Origin of the sequence: Nocardia sp. NPDC002869 (assembly GCF_046764065.1) — a bacterium.
In the GTDB taxonomy this organism is placed as follows: Bacteria; Actinomycetota; Actinomycetes; order Mycobacteriales; family Mycobacteriaceae; genus Nocardia; species Nocardia rhamnosiphila.
The window spans coordinates 25971-45077 of sequence record NZ_JBKOOL010000010.1; the positions used below are offsets into that span (position 1 = coordinate 25971).

17 protein-coding genes are annotated in these 19107 nt (G+C 63.8%); 10 read left to right on the top strand and 7 right to left on the bottom strand.

Annotated features, from left to right (window positions below; all coding sequences use genetic code 11):
* Positions 1–1429: 1429 nt before the first annotated feature.
* On the top strand, positions 1430–2671 hold the full coding sequence (locus ACLML9_RS03100; protein WP_411944023.1) for an FAD-dependent monooxygenase: 1242 nt from the start codon (positions 1430–1432) through the stop codon (positions 2669–2671).
* Positions 2672–2706: 35 nt separating this feature from the next.
* Here ACLML9_RS03100 and ACLML9_RS03105 read toward each other — a convergent pair whose 3' ends face one another.
* The 4 genes from ACLML9_RS03105 to ACLML9_RS03120 form a co-directional block, all read right to left on the bottom strand.
* A complete protein-coding gene (locus ACLML9_RS03105; protein WP_411944024.1) occupies positions 2707–3513 on the bottom strand; it encodes a hypothetical protein in 807 nt (268 codons plus the stop codon).
* 166 nt (positions 3514–3679) lie between these two features.
* Positions 3680–4156, bottom strand: coding sequence for a DUF4254 domain-containing protein (locus ACLML9_RS03110; RefSeq protein WP_411944025.1), 477 nt, complete (start codon positions 4154–4156; stop codon positions 3680–3682).
* Between the two features lie 4 nt (positions 4157–4160).
* The gene (locus ACLML9_RS03115) at positions 4161–4613 is read right to left on the bottom strand and encodes a hypothetical protein (RefSeq protein WP_411944026.1); all 453 of its coding nucleotides are present in this window, start codon (positions 4611–4613) and stop codon (positions 4161–4163) included.
* A 151-nt stretch (positions 4614–4764) separates the two neighbouring features.
* A complete protein-coding gene (locus ACLML9_RS03120; protein ID WP_411944027.1) occupies positions 4765–4956 on the bottom strand; it encodes a hypothetical protein in 192 nt (63 codons plus the stop codon).
* Between the two features lie 206 nt (positions 4957–5162).
* Between ACLML9_RS03120 and ACLML9_RS03125 the strand changes: the two genes are divergently transcribed.
* From ACLML9_RS03125 to ACLML9_RS03135, 3 genes are all read left to right on the top strand, one after another.
* Positions 5163–6086, top strand: coding sequence for a helix-turn-helix domain-containing protein (locus ACLML9_RS03125; RefSeq protein ID WP_411944028.1), 924 nt, complete (start codon positions 5163–5165; stop codon positions 6084–6086).
* A gap of 9 nt (positions 6087–6095) precedes the next feature.
* Entirely contained in the window at positions 6096–6476 is a 381-nt protein-coding gene (locus ACLML9_RS03130) for a DUF397 domain-containing protein (RefSeq protein WP_411944029.1), read from the top strand.
* Positions 6477–6899: 423 nt separating this feature from the next.
* Positions 6900–7568 carry a nucleoside/nucleotide kinase family protein gene (locus tag ACLML9_RS03135; protein WP_411944030.1) on the top strand — a complete coding sequence of 223 codons (669 nt, stop codon included), beginning with the start codon at positions 6900–6902 and terminating at the stop codon, positions 7566–7568.
* On the opposite strand, the gene ACLML9_RS03140 is transcribed toward ACLML9_RS03135, so the two are convergent.
* Genes ACLML9_RS03140 through ACLML9_RS03150 form a run of 3 tightly spaced genes read right to left on the bottom strand, consistent with a single transcriptional unit; the run spans position 7561 to position 13163 of the window.
* Positions 7561–8433: a PfkB family carbohydrate kinase gene (locus ACLML9_RS03140; protein ID WP_411944031.1), complete on the bottom strand. Its 873-nt coding sequence runs from the start codon at positions 8431–8433 to the stop codon at positions 7561–7563. The two genes, ACLML9_RS03135 and ACLML9_RS03140, sit on opposite strands and share 8 nt — an antisense overlap.
* A gap of 15 nt (positions 8434–8448) precedes the next feature.
* Positions 8449–9636, bottom strand: coding sequence for a damage-control phosphatase ARMT1 family protein (locus ACLML9_RS03145; protein ID WP_411944032.1), 1188 nt, complete (start codon positions 9634–9636; stop codon positions 8449–8451).
* Positions 9636–13163, bottom strand: coding sequence for an NB-ARC domain-containing protein (locus ACLML9_RS03150; protein ID WP_411944033.1), 3528 nt, complete (start codon positions 13161–13163; stop codon positions 9636–9638). Before ACLML9_RS03150 ends, ACLML9_RS03145 begins: the two co-directional genes overlap by 1 nt.
* A 517-nt stretch (positions 13164–13680) precedes the next feature.
* Here ACLML9_RS03150 and ACLML9_RS03155 point away from each other — a divergent pair.
* The 6 genes from ACLML9_RS03155 to ACLML9_RS03180 all read left to right on the top strand — a co-directional run bounded on the left by ACLML9_RS03155 (position 13681) and on the right by ACLML9_RS03180 (position 19021).
* Positions 13681–14184: a PIG-L family deacetylase gene (locus ACLML9_RS03155; protein ID WP_411944034.1), complete on the top strand. Its 504-nt coding sequence runs from the start codon at positions 13681–13683 to the stop codon at positions 14182–14184.
* 41 nt (positions 14185–14225) lie between these two features.
* Complete coding sequence (locus ACLML9_RS03160) at positions 14226–15287, top strand: Gfo/Idh/MocA family protein (RefSeq protein ID WP_411944035.1); 1062 nt, start codon at positions 14226–14228, stop codon at positions 15285–15287.
* Positions 15284–16537 carry a DegT/DnrJ/EryC1/StrS family aminotransferase gene (locus tag ACLML9_RS03165; protein ID WP_411944036.1) on the top strand — a complete coding sequence of 418 codons (1254 nt, stop codon included), beginning with the start codon at positions 15284–15286 and terminating at the stop codon, positions 16535–16537. The genes ACLML9_RS03160 and ACLML9_RS03165 overlap by 4 nt, the downstream gene beginning before the upstream one ends.
* Before the next feature lie 6 nt (positions 16538–16543).
* Positions 16544–16984, top strand: coding sequence for an NUDIX hydrolase (locus tag ACLML9_RS03170; RefSeq protein ID WP_411944037.1), 441 nt, complete (start codon positions 16544–16546; stop codon positions 16982–16984).
* A 546-nt stretch (positions 16985–17530) separates the two neighbouring features.
* The gene (locus ACLML9_RS03175) at positions 17531–18118 is read left to right on the top strand and encodes a hypothetical protein (protein WP_411944038.1); all 588 of its coding nucleotides are present in this window, start codon (positions 17531–17533) and stop codon (positions 18116–18118) included.
* Between the two features lie 183 nt (positions 18119–18301).
* Positions 18302–19021 (top strand): hypothetical protein, encoded by a 720-nt coding sequence (locus tag ACLML9_RS03180; RefSeq protein WP_411944039.1) that lies wholly within the window; start codon positions 18302–18304, stop codon positions 19019–19021.
* Positions 19022–19107 lie beyond the last annotated feature (86 nt).

A 19107-nucleotide genomic window follows, 5' to 3' on the forward strand; every position in this document is an offset into this window, starting at 1 on the left:
GCCCGAGCTTGACTGGGGCAAAGGGAACTTCGGACCGCCGCAGCGCCGCCGGCTGGCCGAGCACGGGGTACTCCTCGTCGATGTCGAGTTCGAACTCGGGCAGGTCCTGTTCACCGAGTTCGAGCACTACCGTCCGCTCGACCAGTTCCTTCAGGCCGACGTCCCCGCGGTTGATTGTGCACGGGGACCGCGACACAGCCGTCTCCTACCGCCTCGCCGCAGAAACAGCCAGGGCGCGCCCGGCGACCGAGCTGGCAACGATTGCGAGCTCAGACCACGGATTCGATACCGAGGACAGGGAGAGCGAAGCGATCGCCACCACCGTGGAACGGCTCACCGAGCGAAGCGCGCGGTCGGCTCGCCGACCGCTGATTCTTTCCGAGTCGTTTCGGCGATCCCGCTGCGAGTTGGCGCTGCGGGTTCAGATTCGCAGCTCTTGCGTATCCAGGTGAGGAACGCGGCGCAGTCGTCAGTGTTATTGCGGCATCAGTCGCCCGCGGGGCGTACTGCTCAGCGCCCGATCTCTTCCGCTTCACGCAAAACTTTGTCCTTCCCGGTATTCGTGCAGCACATCATCTGTGTCCGAGGTGGGAAATTATGCATTAACGCAAAATCGGTGCCCGTAAACCCTTCCCTTTGAGGTTGTTTAGGGTTTGGATAGGGGCGTCAATCCAATACCGGAGAGGTGATCGATGGATCCGAACATTATTCTGATCTAGTTGGACCCCACGTTGTCGACTCTCTCACGCGGGCCTTCGGTGGTTCCGTGGTCAGCGGGAATCGTCCTGTCATTCATATGGTTCACTCGTCAGTGATACCCGATCTACTGGATAGCATTTTCTTCTGAAAAATCGGGGACTGAAGCGTTCCTTTCTTCTGACCTATTGAGCGCCCTCATGAAGGGCTGTTTCTGCGTGGCATTCGACAGAAATCGTTGCCGTCCTTGGAGTCTCACCGAGAGCGCACCGAAATCTTCTCCCGACTCTCAGCCGAACATGCCGTCGCACAGTATGCAACGGAGGCTCTGCCACGATCACAACCCACCCGACGGTTGAAACGCTGACCGAATCGGCGCAGGTGAACCTAGCGAATTACCTGTCTTGGAACGTGATGCCGACCGGTACGCCTCCCTCATTTACGCCGACGGCGCGTTCGGCCGGGAATGGGCGGCACCGCTGTGGTCCGACAACGATGTCACAGCCGATATAGATATGCCGCTTAACTGCACAAATAAAACCTGACGGGCGTCGTGCGGTGCATGGCGCTCTCACCACCGCCCGACCCATCGTGTTGGCGAACCTGACCTCACGCCGCGCTACGGCTTTCCCCTCTCACTCTGGCGTGACGGTCGCGGTTCGTGTTCTCCCGTATTTCCCGCGCGCATCCCTGGCTCCAGGCTGATGCGCCACAACACCTAGGAAGGCATGTTATGTTTCGTATCGCCGCACCGGCCGGGTCCGTCCTCATCGCCGGGGCCGGTCCCGCCGGTCTCACTCTCGGTATCGAACTGCTGCGCCGCGGCGTGCCGTGCCGTGTGATCGAGGCACTGCACGCCCCCGTCACCACGTCACGGGCCTTCACCGTGCACGCGCGGACTCTGGAGCTCTTCGAGATGATGGGGATCGTCGACCCGTTCCTGGAGCAGGGACTACGCGGGATATCGATGGACTACCGCTTCCGCGACGCCAGGCAGGTCGTCCGGCTGGATTTCACCACCCTCGACAGCAAATACCCCTGCTTCCGGATCATCAGCCAGACCGACACCGAACAGATCCTGCGCGAGCACTTCCTGCGACTCGGTGGAGTCATCGACTGGCACACCGAACTCCGCGCCGTCACCGTCGAGGACGGTGCGGTAGCCGCCACCCTGTTCGACATCGCCGACCAGCGCACCGAAACCGTGCAACCCGATTGGCTCATCGGCTGCGACGGCGCCCACAGCGTCGTCCGGCGCCTCATAGGCGCCGGGTTTCCCGGCACCCGCGACCACGGCTCGGTGATGTGGATGACCGACGCATCCTTGACCGGCCGCCCCGGCGAGGCCGGCCGCGTCTGCTACGACATCGGTGCCGACCACATGCTGCTGACCACCCAACTGCCGAACGGGACCTGGCGAGTCCTGGTCAGCGGCGCCGGTGACACCGACAGCGTCGACACCTCACCGGAAGCTTTCCAAAAGATCCTCGACCAGCACTTCGACGGAACGGTAATCCTTGAGGACCCACAGTGGACCAGCGTGTTCCAGGTCAGCCGCCATCTCAGCGCCACCTACCGTAAAGGCCCGATACTGCTGTGTGGTGATGCCGCGCATCTGCAGGCTCCCGTCGGCGGCCAGGGTATGAACGTTGCGATCCAGGACGCGGTCAACCTCGGCTGGAAACTGGCCGCTGTCGCCACGCGCGCTGTCGGCCCCGCACTCCTGGACACCTACGAGCAGGAACGACGCCCGATCTGTGAAAAGGTCATCACCGACACCGACGAACTGCACTCGGTGATCCTGAACCACGGTGTGCCCCTCACCGAGCGCCTCGCCAAAACCCAGGAACCCGGATTCCTCGATCGTGCCGTACGTAACATCTCCGGCATCGCCTACCGTTACCGCGACGCCACCACCGCTTCCTTACTCCGCGGGCTGGGCCTTGGTGACCGCGCGCCCGATGTCGAGGCTTGAACCGGTCGGATCCGCGAGTAGACCAGCGCGCGTATTCATACGCGCAGCGCATCGTACGTCCAGCTCTGGAACGCGGAATGGTCGACAGTGCTCGATATCTGCATCGGTCGTCCGTGGCGTGCGCGGGCCAGATGAGCGTCGGGGTGTATCTCGATTCGTTCGGTGTGGAAGGCCACGAAGGGCAGTCCGAGCGCGGCGCTGAGGACCAGGGCATGCCTCATCCAGGCTATGGGTTCGCGGGCGGGCCATGCCCGTAGGTGGGTCGCCAGTAGATGTGCCCACGGCGGTGCGGTGGGGCGTTTGAGCGCTCGCAGGAGTGGGAAGTTTGGAGGGATGCAGAGGGCGTCGCAATCGGTGTGGTCGCCGAGCACCAGACGCGGCGTGTGCAGCGCGCGCAGGGCAAGCCCGGCAGATGTCGGATCAACGCGGAAGCTCTCCGGCACGGGCGTCTTGCCCCGGTGACCGCCCGGCGGCCCGCCCAGTTGGGTGACCATCACCTGGTCGGTGATCTCTGGTAGGCGGGAGATGATAGCGGTGAGGTTGGACATCGGGCCCAACCCCGCCCACCGGATCAGGCGGGCGGATTCGCAGAGTTCGACAATGGCAGCGATCATATGATCGAGACCACGGATACGTTCGAGGAAATCTTCACCGAACGCCGGGGGAGGTTCGTCGTTGTCGAGGAGGAACCGGTCTTCGCCGCCCAGGTCGAACCCGGCGATCACTCGGACATCGGGCCGGTCGATCATATCCAGAGTGTGGCGGGCCAGCTGCGCGCGTCGGCCACGAGTTTCGTCGGCGGTGACCACGACCAGATTCGGCGCCACACGTGCCGCGATCACCAACGCTACGAGACCTGCTGGGTGCCACCCGATATCGGTATCGAGGATCATCAGCTCATCGCCTGCTACGACGGGTGGCGAGGCCTGGTGGCTGGTCGTGGGTGGGCCGGGGATGGAAATTGCGAGGCTCCTTCCAGCGCGGGCGTCGGTAGCCGCCCGGGTTCGATCACGGGCAGGATGTGTCGGGGAGGCGTCGTGCTCGGTGGGCAACTGCGGTGGTCAGGTCGCTGTAGTCGTCGACCAGTTCGGCGAGGCGGTACCACGCGGCGTGTACGAACGGGCTGGACGGTTCGGCGCTCATCAGCAGGTGGTACGCACGAACCTGCTGGGCAGCGAGCCGATCGATCACAGTGCCCAGGGATTCGAAGTGCAGGGTCGCGTTCGGATGTGGCGGCGGCGCATTCTCGGTCACCCAGAGATCGGCCTGCATCAACAGTTCGGTGCGGTGTGGGCATGCCAGGCAGGCGGGGCGATGAAGACGCTGCTGTTGCAGTTGCCCGAACCGGTAGGCGATCGGTGCGAGGGGGTGAGGGCCGACGTGATGACCTCGGATGGCCGACAGCAGTGCCTCGCCGGTCGGGAACAACGATTCCGACGAGTCGGTGATACGGACGGGTCGTGGGGTGCCGGTGCTGGCGTGCATCGGGTCACCTCCGTGACGTCAGTAGCTGGCGGCGGGCAGTGGCAAGCACGGCCGACCGTGCGGGCAGCGCTTGTGCGGTGGTCGGGGGCCAGACCCAATACCAGGTGAGGGGTTGGTCGGTCATCGGCAGCCACACCCTCTGTCCCGCGGTCAGAACTCGTACCCCTGCGCGGTGCAGTGCGGCACTCGCGGTGGCGCCGAGCGCGCCGCCTGTGCCGGGGCCAACGAGGAACACCCAGTCGCGGCGCGGTCGCTGATAGGTGAATACCGGCGCAATGAGGCTGCGGTCGTGTTCGAGTTCGTGACGGACCAGAGTGCCCAGGTCCGGCGGCATCACCACCGCACCCAGCGATCTGGACGCGGTTACCGCGACCCGGCCGAATGTGCAGGAGACCGGAAATCCCATCCCCCGGTAGATGTGGGCCACCTCGAAGGGCGTGTGGCAGTTCTCGAACATCAGGATTTGTCCTTCCGGTGAAGCCCGCCTTTGACCACACCCAACGGAGACCCGGGGACCGGTTGTATCGGGACGACCCTGCGTTGGCCGCGGGCCGCGACCGCGCTGAATGCCACGGTCGTGTTCGCGATCGACCACGCCCGCCGCGCGATCACCGCGACACCCCTGCCCAGGCCAGCGCCCGCGCAACGAACCCTTCCTTACGGGGCGGCGGCCACGGGCACTCCATGGCGGCCATGCCCATGGCTTCCAACACGGTCAGCCCCAGCAGCCCGACGTGCGCCTGCAGGGCCGCCATGTCTTCGAGGGCAAGTAGCGCCGCTTCGGCTTGATCGCGTGTCAAGGTTCGCCCGGGTAGATAACTCACTACCCATCCGCCGTCGCCTGTGCTGCGCGCGTGGTGCGGTGTGCGGTCGCTGACGAGATGTTGTGACTCCTCCAGAACCGTCATGTTGATCACTGCTCCCGGTCGTCGTGTGGCGGTACATACCAACCTGCATCGACGATAAGCAAATATATAAGCTGATACAAGCGCTTATTAAGTTCATTATGAGTACGCTTGTGGATGTGGTGGATACTGAGTCGCACGACCCTGAACCGCAGGAGGACCACACAGTGACCGTGAGCCGATCAGATCCGTCAGCACTGCGCTTCTTGATCGGTCACGAGCTGCGATCCGCCAGAGTGCGTGCCGGGGTCAGCCAGGCCGAAGCCGCCAAAGAACTCGGCTGCACCCAGCCGAAGATCAACAACATGGAGAACGGCAAGTACCAGCAGCAACCCGACGAAACCGCCACCCTCATGCGTCTCTACGGGGCAGAGGTCGATCAGATTGATCGGATCACGTCACTGGCCGGCCGAGCCGATCAGAGCACGTGGTGGGCGCCGTTCAGCGAAGTCCTGCCCGGCTGGTTCAAAACGTTCATCGGACTCGAAGAGCTGGCGACGAGCCAATTCACTTACCAGGCGATGACCCTTACCGGCCAGCTCCAGACCGAGGGCTACGCCACCGCCCTGCTCAGCGGGGGCCTGCAGATCGCCCCACTGGACCTACCCCAAACCATCCGAGCACGGATGGCCCGCCAGCGGTTGACCAGCGAGGATAACCCGTTATACCTGCAGTCCGTCATCGAGGAACACACCCTCGACCGGCTCGTCGGCGGCCCCGAAGTCATGGCGGAACAGCTCGGCCACCTCCTCGACCTGATGGACCGCGACAATGTCGAACTCCGCGTGATGCCGACGAGTACCCCAGTGCACGCCGGTCTCGACGGCGACTTCACCCTGCTCCACTTCGACACCGCGCTGAGCCTCGGCTACATCGAGTACCAGACAGGCGCCCTGTACGTGCAGGATCGAGAGCAGGTCGCGATGTATAAAATGATTGCAGATCGACTTCTCTCCCTGGCCCTGCCAGTCGAGGAGTCCGCCCACATCATCCGCGGGCGCAGAGATCGCCTCGAACAAGCGTAGGAGAACGGAATGACTTCCCAGGACCGCCTGCACTGGCGGACCTCGAGCTACAGCGGAACCAACGGCGGCCAATGCGTCCAGGTTGCCTTCGGAAGCCAGACGGTCTTCATACGCGACAGCAAATACCTCCGAGATCCCGCCAACGATCCCGAAGCCCAACCCATCATCGCCATCGATAGCACCCTCTGGCCACGCTTCCTCGACCACGTGAAGGCACACAGCGGCCACCCACTCGGCGACGGCCTCCCCGAAATCGAACAGCGCACAGACGGCTACATCGTCCTACGCGATTCTGACACCGAAGCGCCCGCCATGGTCTTCACGCCCACCGAATGGGCCGCGTTCATCGCAGGCGCCAAGGCGCAGGAATTCGATCTGCGCGCCGCCTAGTAGTGTCTCCCGTCCTTGAGGCGTCGTGTAGGAGCTCAGAAAACGTGTCGGAATCTCAGAATGATTGGACGGTGCCGTAGCGGATCCGTCATAGTTTTGAGCCTCCGCTCCGGCGCCGGGCTGATTGGTGCATGATTTTCGCCGGTTGGCTCGCGGCCCTCGGCGGTGTCGCTGCCCGGATCACCTTCAACCCGAGCCCGGCGCTCCCGCAGAGCCGATCTGAGGGGACCAGGTGCAGCGACTGACCGGTTGAGCGTGCCCAGCAGACGGCCAGCGCGCGGTAAACATTCGCCGGTGCGGGAAGTCTCTTTACTTCCCGTGCAGTTGGCGGAACCCCGGATCGGTATCATCGACGCCCGGCGGGGCCTCTTGGGCTTGCTAACGTGGTTGCACTGGCTTGATTCTCGTGCAAGGAATTCCGGGATGCGTGCAGGTTCTGAAGTGTCTGTGGCCGAGCTGGCGGCGAATGTGGCGGCCCGCATTCCACAGGGTCGGCGGCACGTGCTCGGAATCGCTGGGCCTCCTGCAGCAGGCAAGTCGACGTTGTCGCAGAATCTGGCCGCCACAGTCCGGGCTGGGCACGCTGTGCCTGCGGAGATCGCCCCGATGGACGGTTTCCACAAGACCTCCGCCGAACTGGACGCGGTCGGGGCCCTCCATCTCAAAGGCGAACCGCACACCTTCGACGTCGCGGGGTTCGTTGCGCGTCTGAAAGTGCTGCGTGAAGCTCCACTTGGGCGGCGTATACCGTGGCCGCTCTACGATCGCGACCTGCATGATCCCGTGCCCGATGCCATAGTGTTCGCCGCGCAGCAACTGGCGGTCGTGGAGGGCAACTACCTGCTGCTCGAACAGCCTGGTTGGGCCGAGGTCCGCGCTCAGCTCGATGAGGTGTGGTACCTCGACGCCGCCGACGACGTTATCGAGCAGAGATTGACCGTCCGTCATCTCCAGGGCGGCAGAACGATTGAACAGGCGCAGGTCAAGATTGCCGACAGCGATATGCCGAACGCCCGTCTGATCGCGGGCACGCGGGATCGCGCTGACATCGTGTTGCGCGAGACTGGCGGGAACTACGTTGTGATCAGCTGAGTGCTGTAGCCCAGTTCCGCGTACCGAAGGTGCGGCACGACAACGTCGACACCTCTGAGGCACGGGTGAGCGCGTTGACGAAATCGCGGCTCTGGACGTAAGAGGCGCAGAACGCGCCGTGCAAAATATCCCCGGCGCCGAGAGTGTCGGCGGCGGCGGTGACCGGTGTGACCTCAATGATGCCGTGTCGGCCGTCGTCGGCGAAGATGATCGGGTCCGGGCCTCGCGTGACTGCGGCCTGTTTGGGCCCAGCTGAACATAGGTGATCGATCAACGCTGCGGTGTCGCCTTCGAAGCCGGGTGGTGCGAAGTCTGCGGAGCAGATCGCAATATCGGTCAGCGGTAGGAGTTGGTCGTGGATCGGCTTCCACCGGCCGGCATCGAGGACGACCGGCGTTCCGATCTCTGTGGCGCGGCGGGCCACGCCTATCGCCAGCTCTGGATGGTGCCCGTCGATCAGGACGATCGAGGCATCGTCGACGTATCGATCGAGGCCGGGAACGTAAGGCGCTTGGATTCGGGCTGCATCGAGACCGACGATCGTGCGCGATCCGGCTTCCACTGCGACCACGATCGATGACACTGGCGGCTTGTCTGTGCTTTCAGGTGTCGTGTCGACCAGGGTGAGGTTCCTGTCGGCGAGGTCGTGGCGTACGAGGTCGGCGATCGGGTGGCGGCCGAGCGCGGTGATCAGCGTCGTGGGCCGGCCCGACACAATCGCGCACGCGACCGCGGCGTTGGCGGCGGGTCCACCGGCGCCCAGGAACTGATCCGAAGCTTGGGTTTTTGTATCTTCGCCCGGGTATCGATCGACGGCGTAGGCAATATCGAGGGTCGATAGACCCACGAACAGTGCTTCGGGCACCACAGCTCCTTCGGGTCAGCAGGTGCTCGGATGTTTGTCGCATAGCTGCACTACCCCGTGGGCTCCGCTGGTCCGCCAGCCAGGTTCGGATGCTTCGAGGGTGGCGAGCACGCGCCCGTCGATGCCTGCCGCGACGTCGGATTTGAGGGTGCGCAGCGCGATTACCCGGGTGGGGAAGTGCTGGGTGAGTTCAGCGAACTGGGTGGTGGCCGGCCAGTGGCAGTCCCCGACCAGGCGCCGGTAGTTGAGGTCGCCCTTGAGGATTACGATGTCGGCTCGCGCGAGGTCGGCGCGCAGGTCGGTGGGCAGATGGTGGAACGATGGAGGGGCGCAGTAGAACTCGTGCACACGCAACTGCAGGCGCCCTTGGGCCAGTGCATCGTTGAGTCGTTCGGCTGCTGAGCGAGTGTGCCCGGGAATGCCCGCGAGGCGGGCGAGGGCGGCGAGCAGATCCGTGGTGGTGGCGTCGGAGACGTAATAGGGCCGCGGCTTGAGGTGCAGTTCGACCATCAACGCTGGGTGCCGCTGCAGGAGGTGGTCGACCAGCAAGAGGTCGGGGATGAGCTCGCGGCCGGCGTTGTCGGCGATCAGGACAAGTGTGCCGGCTGTGTGGTTGTTGAGATAGTCGACCACCGCTTCAGTCTGGTCGTCGAGAATGCTGCCGGGCGCGTTATCAGCGGCTCCGGGGGATCCGGACAGACGAAACCCGAGGTCGGCGCGGTTTCCCCAGAGAGCGGCATGGATCAGTGCGGTAGTGCGCTGTTCAGGCGAGAGACTTTCAGGCTTCGGCGCTGCGGCCAGCTCGGTGTCGAGCGCGGGGTCGTCGAGTTCGGCCTGTTTTCGGGTGAACGGGTCGATTCCTTGCCAGGGGCCGGGCCCGAAGTAGCCAACTGCGTCGAGCAGCAGGTGGTAGAAGTAGCTTTCGGCCCACAGGAATGGGATATCCAGCCACCGCCTGCCGAAGAATTCGCCGCCCCACTGGTCCCATTGAGGTTTTCCGTGGCTGCCCTCGGGAAGTGGCTGCACGGTTGTGGTGATCTGTTCGCGCAGTGCTTCGAGGCGGTGCTGGATGTCGGGCGGGTAGGGGTGGGCGTTGCGGACCTGGTTGATGATGGCGGGATGCCGGTGAGTCAGAACGCTCCATGCGAACGACTCCGGTTCCGTGGACACGATTGTCGAGACGGTGGTGGTGCTGGCGGCCATTATGCTCCGTTCGCGGACTGGCGGGGGACGGTCAACGCTGTCACTCCGGCGGCGGTGGCAATCGTGACACGCCGGCTGGCGGCATCGAAGCCGGCCGCCTGGCAGGACGCGTCGACCCGGACTTCGGCGTCGAGTTCCCCGGTCAGGCTCCACCATCGCGCCGTGCCATTCGCAGCGACCGAGATCAAATGGTCGTCGAGGAACCCGAGCATCAGTACCCGACCGGTGTGGCCCGCGAGTTCGCATACGACTTCGCCGGTGGCGGTGTCGCGGAGGACGATGTCGCCGGTACCGGAGCCGACAGTCAAGCGGGTGCCAGTGGGATCGAGGGCGACGGTGCGGCTCCAGCCCTGCCCGGCCTGTGCCTGCATCAGGAGATCCCCGTCGCTGTTCCACAGTTTTGCGCTGCCATCGCCGCATGCTGCGGCAAGTACGGAGCCGTCGGAGTTGAAGGCCAGCGAGCGGATCCGCCCGGCATCAGTGACGGCATCCCACACCAGCGTGCCGGTGGGAAGATTCCAAACGCGGACCCGGCCGTCGTCGCCCGCTGCGGCGAGCCGGTCGCCGGACTGTGCTAACGCCACCGCCCAGATGCGGCGTGCCTCTGTAACCAGCACTGTCGACTGGTCGGTGTCGGCGGTCGAACGGAGCCGGACTGTCCCATCTCCGCAGGCCGCGGCGATATAGTGCGCTGCCGAGTCGAGGGACCAGACGCGTCCGTGTCCGATCGACAGTGTGCTCGCGGCCCCGGACTCATCGGCGACGGTGAGTGTGCCGACGCTGTCTCCCAGGACAGTGTGGCCGCCGTCCTGGGTATGCGTAACCGACCACACCGTGTTGGTACCGGGGGCGATGGTGGTGAGGTGGCCCTGATGCCAGCACCGGACCGCGCCGTCTTCGCAGGCCACGATCACATCCCCCGTGTCTGTGACGGCGGTGGAGCGGATCCAGTCGACTCCGGGCGGCATCGCCATATCAGCGGTCAGATGTCCGGAGTCGATGACGTGTAGGTGCGCGTCCTCGGTCCCCACGACGACACGGTCCGCGCGGCGGGAGACCGTGCGGACACGGTCAGCGAATCGTCGCTGCTCCCCGGCCACGAGCTGGTGTCGGTGGTCAATCGTCCAGGTGCAGGTCGTGCGGTCACCTGAACCGCTGATCAATGTGCGGGCACCGGTGAACGCCACGGTACGCACCCAGTCGGTGTGTCCGACGGCTTCGGACAGCAATGTTCCGGCGCGTGCATCGATGAGTCGGACGGTCTCGTCTTGCCCGCCGACGGCGATCAAGGCGTCGTCCGGGGAGACAGCGATCGACCACACCGGGGCTGGATTGATGGTGGGCGCACGGAGCAGCGCCGCATGTTTGACGTCCCACACACAGACCAGGTGATCTTCTGCCCCCGATATCAGCTTCGTTCCGTCGTGGGTGAAGGCCAGCGATCGGATCCGCTGAGTGTGGCCGTTGAGTACAGCAATGACGGCGCCGGAGGCGGTATCCCACAGTCGGATTTCGGTGTCGTCGCCGGCGGACGCGGCCAGAGTCGTGGCAGGTGAGACCGCGGTGGCATGGACCCAGCCAGTATGCCCCCTACACTTGTGGGCGAGTTCCTTGCGGTTGAGGTCCCACAACCGTACGGTGCCGTCTTCACCTCCCGAAACAAGGACATTGCCGCTGACTGCTACGGATACGACCGCGCCGATGTGACCGGACGATTCGCTTTGCACCGAGGTTGCCGTGCGGACACGGAAGCCGCTGTGATCAGCGGTGGCTACGTCGATCACGTGGCCCGCTCGAGCGGCGACAATGTGCAGGGTCGCCGCGATATCTGTGAAGGTGGCCAAGCCTTGCAGTAGATGGCTGGCGCTTGTCAACTGCTGAGCGAGGGCCGCCTCGGGTAGCTGGGCCAGAATTTGGTGATCGAGGACCAACGAGTGGTGCCCGCATCGCAGCGCTTTCTCGGCGAGAAACTCCACTGAAGAGAACGTCTCATCGAGTTCGTCGGTGAGCCCGGCCTTATCCAGGTGGTAGGAGAGCCTGCGCCACAGGTAATCGACCGCGCTGGCGTCTCGCCAGCTGCCCGTAGATGGCCGGAAGGCATCGAGCAGGGACCGGTGCAGGTCGGGTTGTTGCTCGCCGACCAGGTGCCGGAGGTAAGTGACGAATACGTCGTGCAGGACGATTGCATCCTGGTCCGCGAGGTGGGCACTGATCATGGATCGATCGGCCAGCAGCCGGCAGAACCGGCGTGTCACCGACAGGCTCCAACCGTGGGCTGCTTTCCACCAGTCAGCGAGTACGGGAATCGGGATCGCGGTCGAGGCAGGGAATACGCAGAGGTCGAGGTAGCGGTCACGCAGGCGCTCGGTCCCGGGGATCGTGACGTGTTCGTCCAGGTTACGCAAGCTGGCCGAGATCGCGTGACCGATCGCGGCGCGGCGCTGGTCGGTGTCCCAGACATCGAATGCACCGGGCCCATCGAGACGCAGCATCTCCGTAGCTGAGGCGATGGCCTGGTCGACACCGGCGCCGGCACGGATATCGTGTCCGATCGCGCCGCTGACAACACTGGCCAACAGCGGCCAACCTCCGCACAACGTCGCCAGCGGCGATAGACCATCCACTGCAGAGCCGGGCAGGTTCCGGCGGAGCAACTCGCGAGTCTGTCCGGAATCCATGGCGCCGAGTCTGAACAGCATCGATGAAGACGGGCACACTGCTGCATTCCGGGTGGTGACCAGCCGGACACACCGCGGGGCGCCAAGCAGAAATGGCGCCAGATCGTTGGCCGACCACACGTTATCGACGATGAGCAGTACGGTTCGACCTGCCAGAACATGTGCCAAATGCAGACCGGCTTGAGTCGGATCGGCGAAGACAGGCCGGCACTCACCCAGATGGACACACATGTCCGAGATCAATTCGACTACTCGCGCCGGGCCGCAGCCTGGACCCGTTTCAATCCACAAGACGTCGCCGAACGCACAGCGCACCTCGGAATCGTGGGCGAGTTGCCCAGCCAGCGTTGTCTTGCCGAAACCTCCCGGGCCGACCACACCTATCGTTGCGCTGACGCTGCTGCTGGTGGAAAGAAGCAGGGCACGTAACTCACCGAACTCATCTACTCGCTGGATCAAACCCGGCTCCAATGGCGGTACAAGGGACTTGACGAGCCTGCCAGATTGCTGTGGTACAGCGGTCCCCATCGGCGTCGCATGCTGCTCGTGGTCCGGAACCGACGATGTGGCTGCTCGAAGTTCGGCAGGCACGTCAGCGTTCTTGCCATCAGGGGCGAAGAGTTCGGCGGCGGTGTGTCCGGGCAGCATTTTTTCCAGGATGCGGCAGTGGTGGGGGTAGGGGAGTCCTTTCACGTCGCCCGAGAGCCAGCGGTGGAACTGCGATCGCCGTGGGGCGGATCCGACGAGGTCGGGGTCGATGGTGGCGGCGATCTTGTCGTATTCGCGGCAGAATGCCGTGTGTGTTTGCAGGTGCTGCTGCTGTAGCACGGTTTTGAGGCGTGTTGCCATCGCCGTTTCCCCTTTACCCCTTCAGACCTTTCGATTCCCTGCGTCTGCTGGCGTGCCCATCGTAGAGGGATGTAGAGGGGACAGCAGGGGCACAAGAAGTTTGAGATGGGCACGTGATGGGTGTCGAGATGCGACACCGTGTTGCGGCACAGTCAGATAGCCAACGATGACGACTGAAAGCGGCATTGTCGGAGGGACGAGGGCCTACGCCGGCTCGAGCTTGGGTTCTGCCCGCTTTTCGTGCTGGGAGTGCGGATATCGCTGGCCGGGTGGTCGTTGAACTGGCTGCCGGGCAGCTAATCCAGTTGTTTCGAGTATGTGGAGGCCGCAATGGAATCCTGGTTGTCGATGCAGATTCTCCTCCATCTGTATCCGCTTACTACTGGAGCAGAGATGCCCGTGGGTGCAGCGGGCAGACAGCCGCGATGATTCGGCGTTCCGGCTTCGTCCAGATCGCGACGTACCTCACCTGGGTTGAACCGGGCGCTGAGGCGTGGGTGGCGTATCCGACCGACAGATGCAGTCCGGCGTGGCCGATGTCGGGTTACCGGGTTCGGTGGTGAGCAGCGTGCAGATCGACTGGAGACAACAGCGCGTGCTGGTCATCGCTGCCCATCCTGACGACGAAGCCATCGGCTGCGATGGACTGATCAGCCGAGTCAAGCGAGAGGGAGGCCAGGTTCACATGCTTCATGTGGCTATCGATGACCTGGTCGAATACTCACCTGCGGGTGGCTCGACCGCCAGGCAGCGGTGGGCCGAGATCGAGCAGGTGGCGGAGTTTCTTTCCCTGGACGGTTGGCATGCGGCCCGAATCGGTGAGCGGCGCACCCTGCGTCTGGATGCGTTGCCTCGTGCCGAGCTCGTCGATTTGCTCGAGGGCCGTCCCGAACATGGGGTGGCGTTGCCGGTGCTGCGGCCGACCGTGGTGGTGGCGCCCGAGGTCACATACGTGAGTCTCGGGCGACGGCTCCGGTATCCAACGGCTATCTGCGCAACGATCAGTAGGGGGATCGAATGAGACCATGTGAATCGGTCCGAGGCGCGCTCGGTGCAGCACCGGTGTCGCGCATCGTTTGCCCGGACATCGAATCCGGTTGGCGCACCTCGCGCCGTATTAGTAACGCCAGTAAGACACTGCGGGCTGGGGTCGTGGGCCTCGGACGCCAGGCAATCAACGATCACCTACCGGCACTCGCGCGGTCGCGCCATGTCGAGCTGGCCGCCGTTTGTGATGAGGACGCAAGGGCCGTGCGCGAGCAGGAAGCCATGCACCGGGTGCCTGGCTTCGACGACTATCGCGCAATGTTCGAGGCCGAGACACTCGACCTCGTGGTGGTCTGCGTGCCGCACGATGTTGGCCGGGCGGTGATCGAAGTAGCCGCGGAGCATCAGGTCCACGTCCTCAAGGAGAAACCGTTCGCCACCAACCTGATCGAAGCCATCGAACTGGCGCAGTTGTGCGAGCGATCCGGTATCGAGCTGATGGTCACGCTGCAACGGCGATTCAATCCGATTTACACGAGCTTCCCGCAGCTCGCTGACCAGATCGGCACGCCATTTCTGATCGACGCCCGCTACACCGTCCACGTCGATGACCCCTCTGAAGGCTGGCGTGGGCAGACCGCCAAGGCAGGCGGCGGCTGCGTTATCGACATGGGCTACCACCTCATCGACCTGATCCTGTGGTACTTCGGATTGCCCGACAGCATCACAGCCGAGCTGTCGGTCGGCGCACGACCGGACCGGTGCTATGACGCCGAAGACACCGCCCTCATCCACTTCTCCTACGACAGCGGCCTCTACGGTTCGTTGCTGCTCTCGCGGTTCATCGGGCCGAAGACCGAAGAGATCCGGCTGGTCGGGTCCGACGGCGTCGTGCACCTGGAACGTGGCCGCATCCGCCGGCTGACGAACAGCGGCGACGTCATCGAGTCGCTGCATCGTGAACAAGCCTGGCCCTCGGCCGCGGCCTGCCAGATCGACTACTTCCACCGCGTCATCGATGGCGACCGGCCGAACCTCAGCGGTCCCGCCGAGAACCTGGATCACATGGCCTTTGTCTCTGCCTGCTACAAGGCCGCGCGCACCCACAACTACGTCAATCCCAAGGAGCTGTTGTGACTTCACCTCTGGCGCTGCTCGGCGGGTCCCCTGTCATTACCGATGCGGCACCGCATTTCTCATGGCCGCCAATGACAGAGGCCACCAGCATTGCCATCCTCGACCAGCTTGATGAAGGCATCTCGATCTATGACCGCTCAGGTGTCATTGCTCGACTCGAAGATGGACTCCAGCAGTACTTTGGCGCCCGCTACGCCGTCCTCACCAGCTCAGGCACTGCGGCACTGCACTCGATGTATGCCGCCTGCGGCATCGGGCCAGGTGACGAGGTGATAGTGCCGGCGTATACCTTCTTCGCTACCGCCACCCCGCTGCTGCACCTGGGCGCAACCCCCGTCCTGGCTGATTGCGACGCCAGCGGCAACCTCGATCCGGACGACGTGCCGAGACGTATCACAAAGCGCACCAAAGCCATCGTCGTCACACATATGTGGGGGATGCCAGCTCAGATTCGACGCCTGAAAACCCTGGCGGACAGCCATGGTCTGCCACTGCTCGAAGATGCTTCCCACGCTCACGGGGCAAGCATCGGTGGACAGAAGCTCGGCACCTTCGGGCAAGCCGCCGCGTTCAGCATGAACGGCCCGAAACCGCTGTCAGCAGGGGAAGGTGGCTTCGTCATAACTGATGACGAGGACGTCTACCATCGCGTCTTGCTGCACGGCCAATACAACAAGCGGTGCCGAAACGAAATCCCAGCGCACTCTGACCTCAGCCGTTTCGCCGTGACCGGTATGGGGCTCAAGCATCGCATCCATCCGCTGGCCGCAGCCATTGCCCTGAAGCAGCTGTCGCATCTGGATGAATACCTCGAAGGGCGTCAGCGCGTCGCTGAGCACATCCACGACGCACTCCGGCAAGAGCCCGGTCTGACTGTCAATTGGCACGACCTGCAGGCGCGACCAGCCTGGTATGGGTTCACGATTGTCTACGACGATGCAATGTTCGACGATGTGCCGGTCGAGCGCTTCCACGCCGCGCTGCAGGCCGAGGGCTGCTACGAGATCGACCGGCCCGGATCGACTTGCCCCCTCAACCTCCTGCCGCTCTTCCAAGAGCCAGGTCCTCTGTTTCCGGCCTTCACTGGCAAACTGGCGTACGCACCAGGCGACTATCCAAGGGCTGAATCTCTGCACCACGCCACGCTCAAACTCCCCGTGTGGCATCGAGACGAGGACCTACCACTCGTCGATCGCTACATCGAAGCGCTCCACAAAGTGACCACCCACCACGCCGATCTGAAAGGATAGGGCTCGATGATCGAGACACCACTGCTGGATACGTTGACACGGGAAGCCGGCCAGGACGAGGTGCAACAACTCGTCGTCGGCGCCGTCGTCCAACACGGCGGCAAAGTCCTTCTGTTGCAACGCCCCGCCGACGACTTCATGGGCGGAATCTGGGAGCTTCCCAGCGGCAAGGTCGACCCCGGCGAAGCCATCGACCAAGCCCTGATTCGCGAAGTCAAGGAAGAAACCAGCCTCGAGGTAACCGCCATCACGAACTATCTCGGCAAGTTCGACTACCAGTCCGGCAGCGGCAAGAAAAGCCGACAATTCAACTTCACTGTTGAGGTCGGACACACCGAGCCCGTGGAACTCACCGAACACGACGCCTACACCTGGACCAGTCTGGCCGAGGAACCACCGGTCACGGACGCTGTGAAGAAGATACTGGCGCGCTACCGGGAAACCTGATCAGGTGCAGCTATACCCGGGCCCGGCCGTAGTCGCCCGCTGCGGCGAGCCGGTCGCCGGACTGTGCTATCGCCACCGCTCAGATGCGGCGTGCCTCTGTATCCAGCACTGTCGCCTGGTCGGTGTCGGCGATCGAATGGAGCCGGACTGTCCCGTCTCCGCAGGCCGCGGCGATATAGTGCGCTGCTGAATCGAGGGACCAGACGCGTCCGTGTCCGATTTCGCGGCTCCGTCATGCCAGGTAGCGGGTATCGGAGGGCAGACAATGCCCACCCGCCCCGGCACTGGGGTGAAACAACCACCGTCACCGACGACATACACACCACCTACACCAACCTGACCTCCTAAGTGCGCAGCTCCCGCATCTCGTCGTTGCCGAGATGTTTCTGGATATGGCCACCGCGGTGGGCCCGGAAGCGCCGATTTGACGGATGCATCGGTCTGCTTCCTCGGCTCCTCTGAGAGCGATAGATCGTGCGAACCGGCGGGTACGCTGCGGTGGTCCGAATCGGGTTGGTGGACACGAGGGGAAGGAATCGACCAGTGATGGATGAGATCGACGTGGCGGCACAGGACGATCCGGAGTGGGTGGTGTGGTCGAGCCCCGAGCGCATCGCGGGGGTGATCGACTGGCTGTTTACCGAAGCGCTGCCGAGGGTGCCCGCCGACTGGAAGACTCAGACCGGCTCGGCCAAGCCCATAGGTCCGATGCCGTTGGGCGTTGATCGCTACAGCGACGAGATGGCGCTGCACTGGCTGGACCACGCTTTCGACTATTTCTTCGTCGACGAAGACGCGCTGTTCGACGCCGACAAGACCAAGTTGGTGGATGCGTTCGTGGCCTACATCGGCGAATACTTCGTCAGGCACTGCGACGGCCGCTGGATCAACGACCCCTCGATGGGCAGAGTGCTTTTCGCCGAGGACGGCCGTCTTCAGAACTTCGGGCCGACGATCCGATACGACTGGACCGACGAAGCCGACTACCCGGTCAACATGCTGTTCGACTCGCCGGACGCGGAGTTCGGATCGGCCGTCGTGGGCGAGTGGTATTCGCGCGCTGTCGATTACGCCAAGGCTCATGGACTCGAGCATGAGGGCTTGGACCTACAACGAAAACACGGCCTGATCTAATCGGGGGTCGGGGGGATGCCTAGCGAAGAAGAAGAGCGTCGCCGACGGTATGTCGAGCAGGAGCGCCGGGAACAACGTGAGCGTTCCCAGCGTGGCCGTACCTCCCAGGACATCGGACGCTGGTTTCACTACGGCATTGCCGAGATGCGAGGTGAGACGCCCGACAGGGGTTGGCAGCATGAGGTGCCTCAGCAACTGGCTTCGGGCCGCCGCATCCACGACGCCGGCAGAGCAATAAACCAGTACGAATTTCGGGAGTACAAGGGCGCCAGGAGGCTCAAAGCCGACGACTTCACACTGAAGCAGATCAAGCTGGACCGCGAAGCCCTGACGATCGACAAGAGGGCCAGGGGAGCTTGGATTGTCATCGAAGGTGCCCCGGACCAGGAGATTCGCAAAGCCCTCGATGACATGGTGCGCGACTTCGGTGACCGCTTCCGTGTTGAAGAGGTCACTCAGGAGCAGGCGAGACAAGCCAAAAAGCTCGGCCGGGAACTGGAGCGCAATCGAGAACAGCAACAGCCAGAGCTCTTCAAATCCTCGGAGCTTCGAGCAAAGGAAAGGATTCGCGAAGTCCAGAAAAAGGCCGAGGAGAGGGAGCGGACCCGAGCCGCTGCCAAGGAGGCCCTGGAGAAGCAGGAACGCGAGCGACAGATACGCGAGGAGCAGCAGAGGCACCGCGAAGCCGTCGATCGGGTGGCCGAGCGCGTGCGCCTGGATCGGGAAGCTGCGGCCCGTGGGGAACATCCGGCTATGACCGGACACGAGGCCGCAGACATACTCCGCATCAACCGTCCGCCGCCAGGAGTTGAATCTCCCTTCCGGGAACCACCACAGCCCACCCGCCGCGGAAGGGATGCCCCGGGCAGGGGTCGAGACCGAGGGGTAGAGCGGGGCCGCTAGCTGTGCTTGCTGAGGATCGAGGCCAGAGCGTCCTTGGCATCCCGACCGCCGAGCTGTGGCCACTTCTTGGCGAGCTGCTCTTCGAT

What these genes read in the sequence shown, in the direction of transcription:
- ACLML9_RS03100 (WP_411944023.1), top strand. Translation starts at nt 1,430, where the DNA reads ATGTTTCGTATCGCCGCACCGGCCGGGTCCGTCCTCATCGCCGGGGCC.
- ACLML9_RS03110 (WP_411944025.1), bottom strand. Translation starts at nt 4,156, where the DNA reads ATGCACGCCAGCACCGGCACCCCACGACCCGTCCGTATCACCGACTCG.
- ACLML9_RS03115 (WP_411944026.1), bottom strand. Translation starts at nt 4,613, where the DNA reads ATGTTCGAGAACTGCCACACGCCCTTCGAGGTGGCCCACATCTACCGG.
- ACLML9_RS03125 (WP_411944028.1), top strand. Translation starts at nt 5,163, where the DNA reads ATGAGTACGCTTGTGGATGTGGTGGATACTGAGTCGCACGACCCTGAA.
- ACLML9_RS03130 (WP_411944029.1), top strand. Translation starts at nt 6,096, where the DNA reads ATGACTTCCCAGGACCGCCTGCACTGGCGGACCTCGAGCTACAGCGGA.
- ACLML9_RS03135 (WP_411944030.1), top strand. Translation starts at nt 6,900, where the DNA reads ATGCGTGCAGGTTCTGAAGTGTCTGTGGCCGAGCTGGCGGCGAATGTG.
- ACLML9_RS03145 (WP_411944032.1), bottom strand. Translation starts at nt 9,636, where the DNA reads ATGGCCGCCAGCACCACCACCGTCTCGACAATCGTGTCCACGGAACCG.
- ACLML9_RS03150 (WP_411944033.1), bottom strand. Translation starts at nt 13,163, where the DNA reads ATGGCAACACGCCTCAAAACCGTGCTACAGCAGCAGCACCTGCAAACA.
- ACLML9_RS03155 (WP_411944034.1), top strand. Translation starts at nt 13,681, where the DNA reads ATGCAGTCCGGCGTGGCCGATGTCGGGTTACCGGGTTCGGTGGTGAGC.
- ACLML9_RS03170 (WP_411944037.1), top strand. Translation starts at nt 16,544, where the DNA reads ATGATCGAGACACCACTGCTGGATACGTTGACACGGGAAGCCGGCCAG.
- ACLML9_RS03175 (WP_411944038.1), top strand. Translation starts at nt 17,531, where the DNA reads ATGGATGAGATCGACGTGGCGGCACAGGACGATCCGGAGTGGGTGGTG.